The organism is Crocinitomix catalasitica ATCC 23190 (genome assembly GCF_000621625.1).
GTDB lineage: Bacteria > Bacteroidota > Bacteroidia > Flavobacteriales_D > Crocinitomicaceae > Crocinitomix > Crocinitomix catalasitica.
This window is the reverse complement of the sequence record NZ_JHXV01000048.1, coordinates 1-10916: the sequence shown is the minus strand read 5'-3', so window position 1 is coordinate 10916 and position 10916 is coordinate 1. Positions and strand designations below refer to the sequence as shown.

At 32.1% G+C, this 10916-nt stretch carries 14 protein-coding genes and 2 pseudogenes; 3 read left to right on the top strand and 13 right to left on the bottom strand.

Annotated elements, in window-relative coordinates:
• Positions 1-214: pseudogene (locus T367_RS23000) on the top strand (hypothetical protein); the annotation flags it as partial.
• Positions 215-307: 93 nt separating this feature from the next.
• On the opposite strand, the gene T367_RS0117980 reads toward T367_RS23000, so the two are convergent.
• The 7 genes from T367_RS0117980 to T367_RS25435 form a co-directional block, all read right to left on the bottom strand.
• Entirely contained in the window at positions 308-613 is a 306-nt protein-coding gene (locus T367_RS0117980; protein ID WP_157454301.1) for a hypothetical protein, read from the bottom strand.
• Complete coding sequence (locus tag T367_RS0117975; RefSeq protein WP_027421094.1) at positions 591-1151, bottom strand: WG repeat-containing protein; 561 nt, start codon at positions 1149-1151, stop codon at positions 591-593. The genes T367_RS0117980 and T367_RS0117975 overlap by 23 nt, the downstream gene beginning before the upstream one ends.
• A 179-nt stretch (positions 1152-1330) precedes the next feature.
• Positions 1331-2047 carry a hypothetical protein gene (locus T367_RS0117970; protein ID WP_027421093.1) on the bottom strand — a complete coding sequence of 239 codons (717 nt, stop codon included), beginning with the start codon at positions 2045-2047 and terminating at the stop codon, positions 1331-1333.
• Positions 2047-2739, bottom strand: coding sequence for a fluoroquinolone export ABC transporter permease subunit (locus T367_RS0117965; RefSeq protein WP_027421092.1), 693 nt, complete (start codon positions 2737-2739; stop codon positions 2047-2049). Before T367_RS0117965 ends, T367_RS0117970 begins: the two co-directional genes overlap by 1 nt.
• Entirely contained in the window at positions 2739-3584 is an 846-nt protein-coding gene (locus T367_RS0117960) for an ABC transporter ATP-binding protein (protein WP_027421091.1), read from the bottom strand. The genes T367_RS0117965 and T367_RS0117960 overlap by 1 nt, the downstream gene beginning before the upstream one ends.
• A 5-nt stretch (positions 3585-3589) precedes the next feature.
• Positions 3590-4243 (bottom strand): TetR/AcrR family transcriptional regulator, encoded by a 654-nt coding sequence (locus tag T367_RS24285; protein ID WP_051568659.1) that lies wholly within the window; start codon positions 4241-4243, stop codon positions 3590-3592.
• Positions 4244-4649: 406 nt separating this feature from the next.
• Positions 4650-4979, bottom strand: coding sequence for a group II intron maturase-specific domain-containing protein (locus T367_RS25435; RefSeq protein WP_027421090.1), 330 nt, complete (start codon positions 4977-4979; stop codon positions 4650-4652).
• Between T367_RS25435 and T367_RS25430 the strand changes: the two genes are divergently transcribed.
• A complete protein-coding gene (locus T367_RS25430; RefSeq protein ID WP_245593075.1) occupies positions 4960-5193 on the top strand; it encodes a hypothetical protein in 234 nt (77 codons plus the stop codon). The two genes, T367_RS25435 and T367_RS25430, sit on opposite strands and share 20 nt — an antisense overlap.
• Before the next feature lie 813 nt (positions 5194-6006).
• Here T367_RS25430 and T367_RS0117940 read toward each other — a convergent pair.
• The 6 genes from T367_RS0117940 to T367_RS0117915 all read right to left on the bottom strand — a co-directional run bounded on the left by T367_RS0117940 (position 6007) and on the right by T367_RS0117915 (position 10543).
• On the bottom strand, positions 6007-6471 hold the full coding sequence (locus T367_RS0117940) for a hypothetical protein (RefSeq protein ID WP_027421088.1): 465 nt from the start codon (positions 6469-6471) through the stop codon (positions 6007-6009).
• 115 nt (positions 6472-6586) lie between these two features.
• On the bottom strand, positions 6587-6943 hold the full coding sequence (locus T367_RS0117935; protein WP_027421087.1) for a helix-turn-helix domain-containing protein: 357 nt from the start codon (positions 6941-6943) through the stop codon (positions 6587-6589).
• Between the two features lie 3 nt (positions 6944-6946).
• Positions 6947-7240: a type II toxin-antitoxin system HigB family toxin gene (locus T367_RS0117930; RefSeq protein ID WP_027421086.1), complete on the bottom strand. Its 294-nt coding sequence runs from the start codon at positions 7238-7240 to the stop codon at positions 6947-6949.
• Positions 7241-7990: 750 nt separating this feature from the next.
• Positions 7991-8680 carry a DUF4240 domain-containing protein gene (locus T367_RS0117925; protein ID WP_245593074.1) on the bottom strand — a complete coding sequence of 230 codons (690 nt, stop codon included), beginning with the start codon at positions 8678-8680 and terminating at the stop codon, positions 7991-7993.
• Positions 8681-8898: 218 nt separating this feature from the next.
• On the bottom strand, positions 8899-9411 hold the full coding sequence (locus T367_RS0117920; RefSeq protein ID WP_027421084.1) for a hypothetical protein: 513 nt from the start codon (positions 9409-9411) through the stop codon (positions 8899-8901).
• Between the two features lie 136 nt (positions 9412-9547).
• Positions 9548-10543 carry an SEL1-like repeat protein gene (locus tag T367_RS0117915; protein WP_157454300.1) on the bottom strand — a complete coding sequence of 332 codons (996 nt, stop codon included), beginning with the start codon at positions 10541-10543 and terminating at the stop codon, positions 9548-9550.
• Positions 10544-10696: 153 nt separating this feature from the next.
• Between T367_RS0117915 and T367_RS25220 the strand changes: the two are divergent.
• Positions 10697-10916 (top strand): annotated as a pseudogene (locus T367_RS25220) (IS1182 family transposase); the annotation flags it as partial.

Genomic DNA, 10916 nt, shown 5'->3' with positions numbered 1-10916 from the left:
GTTCATGGGCTTAAGAAAAGTGAATACAATAGGTATTAAACAAGCAAATAAAGTTATGCACCTCGCCGCCATGGCTTACAACCTCAAAAAATATCTGAAATTCACTCAAAAACTAGCTAAAAGTGAGGCAAAAGCACTTGCCAACTTTTTTCTTGAAATAAAGGGCCTGCTAAACGCGAAAAGCCTTGATATAATACCACTTATTTTAAACTAAAATTAGAAGTTCCCAAAAGTAAACTGCCCTTAAAACGGCTAAAATGAAGTCAGTTTTTAATGGAATTGTGGGGTTGTGCAACGGTTACTTTTGTTATGCTTTTGTTTTCTCAATCAATTTTGAAATATTAGGAGTAAAGTCATTAAGGAAATTTGGATAATCCGAAAGCTGAATAACTTTCTCTTTGTGAATAGATACAATATGATGAGGCACTTCTTGGCTAAATAAATTGATGACGCCATACTTATTATCTGCTTTAAGCAGTCCGTAAGATAATGGATCAAAATATTCCATGCCTCCATCACGTGGAAATGGATGCATTGACATCAATATGATAGTATCGCAAATTACAGGAACAAGGATATTATTTCGAGAATCAATAACCCCATATTTTCCCATTTTTTTTTACTAAGTAAGTATTTTGTGCTATTTCTTGCATGTAATTGTAGTCAAATGGGACAATTGTTTTATTTGACTTATTGATAACTCCCCATTTTTTGTCTTTTTTGGCTACAAACAAAGGTTTTTTTAAAAAATCTATTTTTAAGCTCATAGCACTTTCGGGATTGCTTAATTCTTGCTCAAGCAATTGTTCTTCCTGTTCTTTCGATCTATTGAAGTCCTCCGAAAAGTAGAATTCTTTGTTAAAGGACTGTTTCTGGAATAAATGATTTGCTCTAAAACTAAAATCTAAGCTTATTTGGTCATATTCCAATGGTACAATCATTTGACCTTTGGAATTAATAATACCAAATTTAGAATTTAGCTCTACTAAACACAATGAATCTATCAATTTGGAATAATCGAAAATGATGATTTTTTTTGAATCATAAAGCGTGTCTTCAACTAAATAAGATTCATGTGGTGTTTGGCTATAAGCAATTGAAACTTGTAATTGTGCTACAATAATGAAAAGAATAGTCGATAATAGTTTCATGTGATTAAAGATACATAACATGAATTAACTCCAAATGTTACATTAAAGTGGGTTCAAATTCATTTTCGTCTATTGTACCAAAACGGTTGTGCAATTTTCGTTGCTGTAAGGTACGAAACAGCAACGAAAATTTACACGTTGTTAGCAATGTTTTAATAGCCAATAAATTATTATAAGAATCACGACCGACCAAAAACTCGCTTTTTAAATTGAATAATTAGTATTGAAATAAGAGAGATAAAAAAGAGCGCACCAATAATAAAATAATTGAGGGAAGATTCTCCATTAAAAGAATGATCATAGAACTTAAAAGTCCAATAGGTTGGTAATATTGAAAAAACAAGAGAGATGCTTGACCCTACAAAAAAGCTGGCTAGTGGTAACATTAATAGCAAGTCAACACCTTTGAAATAGGCCATTCCTTCTACTTTATTTTTAGCATAAGTCGCAATAATTAATGAAATTGTAGGGGCTGTTAAACCATAAAGTATTGAAAGCAGTAAAGCATTAACTGTTCCCGGATTAGCAATATCTGTGTAGGTAATCATGAAAAAGGCAGCAGTGGAAGAGAAAACAGTTGCAAATAGCAATCTGTAAAGAATAAAATACGAACTGGATATGGGTAAAATACGTATAACTTGCATGACATTTTCATCCTTCTCGTCAAGTATGAGAAAGGAGGTAATAAAACCAAACATAATGGCCGTTTGAATACTGGCAAACATAGCTATCAAGGTTCGGTAATCTTCTAGGATAGGAATTTTTTCTATGAGTATAGGAGTAAGAAATTTGAATACAAAAATTAAGACTATTGGTAATACTAAAAAGCTCAATAATGTCTTATCTCTAAAAATTAGTTTTAAATCACTTTCGATTAGTTTCGCTAGTTTTTTCATTATGATTTTAGTTTTTGAGTGATTCTTTTTACGGCAAGTTTATAAAATAAAGCACACCATATTATTGCTAAGACATATGAGATTATGATTTCCATGATGCCTAACTGTCCAAAAGAAGCTGACAGTATTTTTATGCCAGGTTGAGTAGGGAAAATCCAAAATATCACATCAGAGGTTAGGTTAAAAAAACCAATAAATGGAAGCAGAAACAGCACTATAACTCCAACAGCTACAATCATATATTTATTGAATGTATCTTGTGTAGCAACGATAGAAAATCCAATAAAAGAAAAAGTCATGGTGCTTAATGCAACTCCCAAGCCAAAATGGAGGTAATTAAAATGAAAGCCATGTCCCGAAAATGCCATTAAGTAACTGCATAACAATGCAACAATGGTCAAAACAATAGACTTCGATAAAATATAGTTTGAGATCTTAATTGGGCTAACCGAAATAACCTGAAGTGTATTTTCATTCTTCTCAAAAAGGACTAAAACGCCAGTGAATAAAACCCCTAGTAGAGCAGGGTCATTATAAATAACTAAAATAAGTAATTTTTCAATTTGTTCAAATCCTCTCAAAGCCATAAAAGCCCCAATATAGAGTGCAGAAACAACAAGCGATAATGCGATTATGCGATTTCGATTTAAAATTAAAAAATCGTGTTTAATTAATGTTAATAGCTGTTTCATTACTTTAATTTTTGACCCGTTACTTCAATAAAAATATCGTTTAGATTTGCCTCTTTGGAATGAATGGTTTTTATCTCCTCAGTCTGTATTAAATCTAAAAACTTATCATTATCTTTCAATGTTTTCAAATCAAATGTAATAGGCTCCAAATTCGATTGTGTTAATACTTCTACTGTATTTTTGCCATATTCTAGTTTTAGATTTTGAGGAGAATCTAAGGTTTTAATTTCACCAGTTGAAAGAAAGGCAACTTGATCACAAAGTTCTTCCGCGTCTTCCATATGATGCGTTGTAATTAAAATCGTTTTCCCTTCTTTTTTTAAATTCAAAATGATGTCTTTAATTATTCTGCTATTGGTTGGATCTAGTCCCGAAGTAGGCTCATCTAAAAAAAGCACTTCTGGATCATGCGCAAAAGCCCTCACAAAATTTAATCGCATTTTCATTCCTTTAGAAAACTCACTCACTTTTTTATCAGCATCCATCTCAAGTCCTACCATTTTTAAAAGTTTCATTGGATCATGATTTTTCCCATAAAATGATTGGAAAAATTTAAGGTTTTCTAAAGCAGATAATTTTAAATAATGATTCGGCAATTCGAATCCAACACCGATTTGTTCGTATAGCTCTTTTCCCCAATCAGATACTTCCTTATTCTTAATTTTAGCACTTCCTTCATATCCAGATAGAAGTTTGTATAATATTTTTTGAGTAGTCGACTTTCCAGATCCACTGGGCCCTAACAGTCCAAATATCTGGCCTTTTTCTATCGTAAAGGTGATTCCCTTTATTGTTTCTGGTCCTTCTGAAGTGTATCGAAATTTTAAATTATTTACTTGTATCATTTTCTTTATTTTAATGCTTTTGAAAGTAGAGAGACGATTTCATCAACAGCTTTTGAATAAGCCGAAATATTGTCCGCTAATATGCTTTTATCATTTTTTATATGTTGATCGAAATCAACTAAGAATTTATTTTGCAATAGTTCGACCAAACTTGTACTAATCGTAATCATAAAATGGACGATCATATCAAGTGAGATATCTGAATTGAAACTTCCGTTTGATTGCTCATATTGCACCCATTCTCGAAACTGCTGATCTGCTTGAATCTTCCAGTTATTAATGTATTTTCTAACTTCTTTACTGCTTTCTTGGTAAGCTATTTTATAAAGAAATTTGCTGCAAAGTGGATTTAAAAGGTCGAAATCAGCTCCCTTGATGTATAATTCACGGTAATAATCCCAAAAGGTGTCGAAGTCTTCTCTGTTAACAGATTGAACATTCTCCATCTTAGTTTTTTCGGCGTGTTCTTTTAAATACAACCAAAGACCTAGTTTATCCGTGAAGTATTGATAAACACTCCCGCGTGAAATACCGAGCTCTTTTATGATTCTATTTACACTAGCCGTTTCGAAATTATTCTCTGAAAACTCTTTCAGAGAAACTTGAATAAAGGATTCTCGTTTTTCTTTGGGCAGATTTAAAAATGTTTTACTTGGCATATATAATTGCGTTTATGACAATGCTGTCACAAATGTAGAACAATAAATGACAACCTTGTCATAAAAGATTGATTTTATTTTCGAATTGATACCTTTTCGTATCTCAAAAGCGTAATTACTGAAAGAATTGTACTTTACTAGATTGTTAAATTGCGATTGTTTTTTCCGAAGTAATCTCTAATTTATGCTCGTTTTATTGCTAATGTGAAAGAGAGATAAGTGTTATTGGCGCTAACGTGCTTGTAATAGAGTAGATAAGTGGAATTCACCCCAAGCCTCTCACAGAACCGTACGTGATAGTCTCCCATCATACGGCTCTTGTCATGCAAATCTAAGCAATTACATTTATCAATGAAAAGTTCCAATGGTAAAACAAGGTTGGATATTGTTTGCGAGCACTTGCCAACTATTTATAGGCTTTTTTTATACTGGTTTTGTATCGCTTATACCTTTGTTTTGCCCACCAAACTAATCGCACACTTAACAGTCGAAAAACTTTTGTTAGTTCATACATTTTAAATTTGCCAAAATAGTTAACCCAGCCCCTAATCATAGAATTTAGGTATTGAGCAACACCTACAATCCTTTTAAATGTTAGTTTTCTAATATTCAGCTCCTCTAATTTGTCCGCGATTTGTTTTCTTGAGCGATATGCATTTTTGTTCGGTTGATAACCATAGTAATTTGGACTAAAAACAGACTCTAATCGAGGTTCAATGAAAATTTTCACAACCATTTGTCCTACCGTATCACTTATTGCAGGTATTTCTAATTTACGAACACTTCCGTCCTATTTAGGTATTTCTATAACTTTAACAGATCGAGGAAAACAACTCCCTGATACCATGCGATTCCAAAGTTTATACAGGTATTTACTTCGATTTGCATCAAATAATTCCATACTAATCGAATCGACCCCTGCACTCCCCTTGTTTGAACGCATTTTTTGATAAGTCTCCCAAACCATTTGGCGACTTATCGGTATTGATTTTGTTTCATTCCATAAATTCATCCTCAAATAAAATGAGTTGGTTAAAAAATGTTACTGTACAACCAAAGCCCTTCGCTCCAATTCCAATACAAAATCTTCATCACTAATACAGTTTAGTCTGCCACTACATACAATTTCGGTATTTTGTCTCTAAGTTGTTCTTATTGTACATTTCCCTTGGCATTTGTATGCAGCTTCCCAAGTTCCGTAAATAAGCCTGAATAAGAGTCTTGCCATCTGAATGACGCCAGCCTTACAGTAAATAAATAGGTGATTTCTGTAATCAATGCTATAATTAACATCACTTTTCACTCCGTATCATACTTCGTAGCTTTCGACTGGAGGTTCCTACTTCTCGACACCTCTTCAATGGTTCACTTTCGTTCAACTCTCTTATTCGTACCTGCTAACCTCATGGATTAGATTCTCCTAAACGCTCAGTACAAAGACTATTAATCAAAGCACCTTTAGGCGGTTTGAAGCCATCGCCTATACAACGACTTCGATGGACCTGCCATCATCTTATTTACAGCATTCAACCTTTTATTGCCGTGGTTGATTCTTGGCACACTATGGTTAGTACGGGAATTAAAAGTAGTGAACTTTCGATTAAGCACTTAGCCAAAACTTTTTATTTTGTTTTATCTTTTTTGTTATAAAGCCAAATCAAAAAGATTTGGCGGACTTCGCAAATACAAACAAACCTTTAAATTAAGCACTAAAACCCGCATTAATTATAGCCATTGTTACCTGCTGGCTTTATTCAATTCAGTTATTCAAGTACTGTTTTTTCAAACAATTTAAATGATTCAAAAGGGAAATCCGAATTTCTGTTTTCCTTATAATGTCTGTCTTTTAAAAGTTCCGATATTTTTTTAAATTCATAGTAGAACATTGTTATCAAAAGATTTTTTTTAATCGAAAATTCAATCCCTTTGTCAAAGTCGGTAATCTCCTCTCCAATATCAGCACTAAACTGGTCAATTACTACTTTGACCATATGTTTTTGAGTTGGTATTTCTTGTATTTGTATTCTTTCACCACCAGGTTCTCCATACCACTTATATTCAGCTATTTTTTCTCCTTTCATAATTTTAATTAATGAATGCATACATTCCTGTATTGGGTCTTCTGAAAATATATGAGTGATTGAAATCACATAATTTTTATCATCTTTATTTATCCAGCAAGTACTCCATCCGTGTTCTGCTAAATAGTATGATATATTTATGTCCATTCTTTAAATTATTGAACATGAGATTCTTTTTGCGCTTGCAGGTAACGTTTAATTTAATTTTCGTTGCTGTAAGGTACGAAACAGCATTGAAATTTAGTTGTTGTTATGGCAAGTTTTAATATTCTTGAATGAGTACTTCAGTAGGTATATGAAGAGCTTTACTGAGTTTTCTGACCATATCAAGCGTAAGTTTTCTTTTTCTATTGAGTATTTCACTTACACGACTTTTAAACCCAATTAAGGCAATTAGATCCTTTTGTTTCATGCCCATTTGTTCCATACGAAATTTTATAGCTTCAACTGGATCTGGCATTCCGATTGGAAAATATTCATTCTCATATTTATCTATCAGAATCGAAAGAATATCGAGTTCATCTCCTTCTTTGGTTCCAAGTTTTGCGTCAAATATAATTTCCAGTCTTTCAAGAGCCTTTTTATAATCTTTTTCAGAGCGAATTGGTGAAATATTCATAATCTAAATTTTTGTTGCATCTATTTTGTCGTATTCAGCGTGGGTTCCAATGAACCGAATCCAAACAATTCCATATTCATAATTAATTCTAACAATGAGACGGTGATGATTGCCTTTAATATTAAAAACCATTCTATTATCTACTAAGATACTCACGCTTGGATATTCCAGTTTTATATCATTCGGCGAATTCCAGTTCGACTTTTCGGCTTCACGAAACCAAGCTTTCAACTGTTCTTCACAATCTGTGTGCTTCTTCCAGTATTCTCTTAGCGTACTTTTAGCAATTACTCTCACATTCTCCTTTTAATAATACAAAAATACATAAAAGTTACCATTTCGGGAACAATCTGATTGAAATTTTTCGAATTATTATATATTCTTGAGATATGGGTATTCAAAATTAACATAGGCTATTTGCCATAACGGCAGTTTGTCTAATAACCCTAAAAATAAGTATTATATCAGACTTAATACACAACGTTTTAAACCGTTTTAAATTTTAATTGATAATAATTGAGTTGCTGAACAAACTGGCTTATTTCGTTTGAAATCAGTTTTACCACCCTTGCAATTCGCAAATAAAATAAGCCAAGTTTCTTGAGGTAATCTTTCAAAATTTCGGGGTCAATTATGTTTATTATCCTTTTGAGGGTGTAAGCTGTAAACATGAGTCCTACATCCAAGCCGTGGATCACCCAGAAAACTATTACCTAACAAAATTGAATACCCATGCTAATAATAAACGTAAACTACCCAAAAAACATGTGGACGCAACCTTTATTGCCTTAAAATAAACACGAACCACAACGGAAAATAAAAATCTACTTAATGCCAAAAATCAAGTCAACTTTTAGTGAAATATTACAATTTAAGGACTCAAATCATACCTTTAAAACACCGAAATGGAAAAGCCATTTTTATTGAAAATACACAGTAAGGTGAAATTCTGCAAAGTCAGAGCGTAGCGGCTTAGTACAACAGCGAAAAAATCAGTGGGGCGCCCTGCGCCCACTTGATTTTGGGTTCTAATTGTTCCACCAGTTTTTAATTCCACATTTTCTCAAATAACTTTGGGCAAATAACTTTCATAGTTTCAGGTTCTTCTTCTTTCCAGGTAAACTCGAAATTTGGATAATTCCCTTCGTTTGTTTTAAAATCGTCAGCAATATAATCATACAATGCTTTTCCTGTTTTGTTTTCAAATGCGGTCAATGCGACATACCAAAAACTCTCAAATTCATAATAATCTTCTCCTTCTACAAATTCTAAAATCAAACTATCAGGATTCTCTTTTGCTTTGTAATAAGTGTCTTTTCCTCTCGATATTATCCAATTTCGAAAATATTCAAATCCATCGTCTGAACAACCACCGTTCATTATATAACCGGCACACCACATTTCAGAATTATAAGTATCATAAAGAAGTTTGTCAGTTCTTAATCTAAAACCTATCATTTGTTTTGGTGTCAGTTTTTCAATTTCTTTCACTAAGAATCGTTCTTGTTCATCTATGTTTTTAGAATTCTTAAGCGATAAGTCAACAATATTCCAAAATGTTGTTTCGTCTAACATTTCACTTGTTTTCTCAATTTTTTGATTAAAAACTTTTGGCTTTTCTTTTTTTACGGGTTCGTTCTTTCCAAAAAGCTTGTCAAATATTCCCATTTCATTATTGTTTTTTTGATTACAACTTAATATTAAAATTGAAGCAAATATTATTGTCGCGAATTTCATTGTTTTTTAATTGGTGGTAACGTTAAATATATGGTAAGTTGGGCAGAAAACAAGCGATTATTTTCGGTTTAGCCACAAGCCAAATCTTTTGTGTTTTGTTTTAATTTTTCTTTTTTAATACCAAATCAAAAGATTTGGCGACTTTGTAAATAGACAATGACCTTACGATTAAACAATAATCGCCCTATTTGCTATATATAGTGTTGTGTGTTCGTTTTTTATTCAGAAACATCTATTATTCTCATATTTTGTTCAACAATTTGCTTCTCAGTTCTTTTTTCATTTTCTCTAACATTTATAACTTTAGCAAGCTTTTCAGTTAGCCCATCTTCATTTTCTTGCGATATTATCAAATGGATTTTCTTTTCGCCTTTTTTTCTATTCTCAATTTCATTTAAATAAATCCTTAATAATTCAATTCGCCATCTTTCTTCCATCTGTCCAAATTCCTCCATAATAATGAGCGAATTATTTTCAGATATCCAATCCCAATGAAAATCTAAAATTTGATTCCCATTATAACTTTTTGCATCATACCAAGGTTGATATAGTTTTTTCTTTTTTATAAAGTCATAATATTCATCAAATAATTTCATATTTGAAGGAAAGCGAAACACCTCAAAATTCACACTTACAATTAAGTCATTAATAAATTTCCGCCTTTCAACTTCCGATTTTCCAATAATCAAAAGGTGTTTTTTATTCAATATGTTTTTAGCTTTCTCAATCATTTTTCAAATGACACACAATGTTTCGTGTATGTTGAATAAAATTAGGCATTTTCTTCGTTAACCGAAAGCCATGCTGTAGGTTAATGCCGAATCCCGCAGGTGCGCGGTGAATTTTAGTTTTTGTTACCTGTTGTTTTCATTTTATTAATAGGTATTTCTCTAATTCGGAATAAATTATCTGGTCTAATTCATCATAGCTAAACATAGGATTTACATTTTTTACTTCTAGATTATTCTTATTAATAAATTCTTTAGCATCTTCTAGGTGTTTTGCAGTTTTTATGATAATTTCTATTGCCAACTTTTTCAAATTATCGCCCCCATATTTAAGTAATATTGCTGCGGTTTCAAAAAATGTTCGTTCAGTAAAATAGGTTGAGTACTTGCGATAGAAAAACAATTGTTTAAATTCAGAAAATTTTTCTACATCATGATTCTTTAATAACTCTTCTAATATGAATAAGGAATGTTTAAACTTTGCTTTATGGTCGCCTAATGAATCTGCTCGTAAGACATACTTTTTTCTTTTGGTATTATTTGGATCTTCATATTTATAATAATCAGCAAGTTTCCAGCATGCATTAGAGTGTCCTAAATTGCATGATTTTTTAAGCCAATTTAATTCATAATAGAAATTGTCATGATTTTCAGAGTTGGGTGCCTTTGTGCCTAAATAATACATAGCAAGGGCATTTCCTTTTTCCGCTAAGATTAGCCATTTATTATGTCGTGACTCTTTGCTAGAATTATTATTAAAATTGAATATTTCACAATACGTTAAATAGGAGCATGCGTCCAAATAACCACTATCACAAAGCTCTTCCAAAATGATAAATCCTCGTTCCTGTAAACTATCAATTTCTTGACCATAATTACCAGTATAATAAATAGATCCTTTCAAATATCGTAGATAATCAGATAAACTGTCGTCAGGATAGTCATAAAGTTGCATTTTTATGTCAGGTAAATGTCCACTCCTTTTCATAAACCTAATGCTGTCTTCATTAATTTTCAAATAAGATTTTGTCATAAACCCTTCTTCATCCGAATTACTGAGTAGATTTTCATCAGCCGACTTATTGCTGCTGCAGGAAACTATTAATAGTCCGATTATAAGAGTCAGTTTTGTCATGGGAGTAATTACAGGTAACGTCTGTGTATGTTGTCGTAGCTATCCCGCAGGGAAGCTATGCAATATACACCATGTGCCTGTTGCACAACTAATCTGTTGATAAATATAATTAATTAGATTTTAAGTAAAAGCCTGAATTTCGTATTTTTAGGTATGCAGGGTAAAAAAACATATCAAGAGAAGTTATTTACTCAGTTTTTGCTGAGTGAACGTGTACCTGAACATAACTTTTATAGACAATTGAAGTCGGTTTTAGACTTAAATTACTTGTATAAGTTAACCAAGCCTTTTTATGGTGAAAGTGGGCAAAAAAGTATTGATCCCGTTGTATTTTTTAAGTTGTGTTTGGTGGGGTATTTAGAGAATATTATCA

Excerpts from the sequence above, each read along its gene's own strand:
- T367_RS0117980 (WP_157454301.1), bottom strand. The coding sequence starts at position 613 with ATGGGAAAATATGGGGTTATTGATTCTCGAAATAATATCCTTGTTCCT.
- T367_RS0117975 (WP_027421094.1), bottom strand. The coding sequence starts at position 1,151 with ATGAAACTATTATCGACTATTCTTTTCATTATTGTAGCACAATTACAA.
- T367_RS0117970 (WP_027421093.1), bottom strand. The coding sequence starts at position 2,047 with ATGAAAAAACTAGCGAAACTAATCGAAAGTGATTTAAAACTAATTTTT.
- T367_RS0117965 (WP_027421092.1), bottom strand. The coding sequence starts at position 2,739 with ATGAAACAGCTATTAACATTAATTAAACACGATTTTTTAATTTTAAAT.
- T367_RS0117960 (WP_027421091.1), bottom strand. The coding sequence starts at position 3,584 with ATGATACAAGTAAATAATTTAAAATTTCGATACACTTCAGAAGGACCA.
- T367_RS24285 (WP_051568659.1), bottom strand. The coding sequence starts at position 4,243 with ATGCCAAGTAAAACATTTTTAAATCTGCCCAAAGAAAAACGAGAATCC.
- T367_RS25430 (WP_245593075.1), top strand. The coding sequence starts at position 4,960 with ATGAAAATTTTCACAACCATTTGTCCTACCGTATCACTTATTGCAGGT.
- T367_RS25435 (WP_027421090.1), bottom strand. The coding sequence starts at position 4,979 with ATGGTTGTGAAAATTTTCATTGAACCTCGATTAGAGTCTGTTTTTAGT.
- T367_RS0117940 (WP_027421088.1), bottom strand. The coding sequence starts at position 6,471 with ATGGACATAAATATATCATACTATTTAGCAGAACACGGATGGAGTACT.
- T367_RS0117935 (WP_027421087.1), bottom strand. The coding sequence starts at position 6,943 with ATGAATATTTCACCAATTCGCTCTGAAAAAGATTATAAAAAGGCTCTT.
- T367_RS0117925 (WP_245593074.1), bottom strand. The coding sequence starts at position 8,680 with ATGAAATTCGCGACAATAATATTTGCTTCAATTTTAATATTAAGTTGT.
- T367_RS0117920 (WP_027421084.1), bottom strand. The coding sequence starts at position 9,411 with ATGATTGAGAAAGCTAAAAACATATTGAATAAAAAACACCTTTTGATT.
- T367_RS0117915 (WP_157454300.1), bottom strand. The coding sequence starts at position 10,543 with ATGACAAAACTGACTCTTATAATCGGACTATTAATAGTTTCCTGCAGC.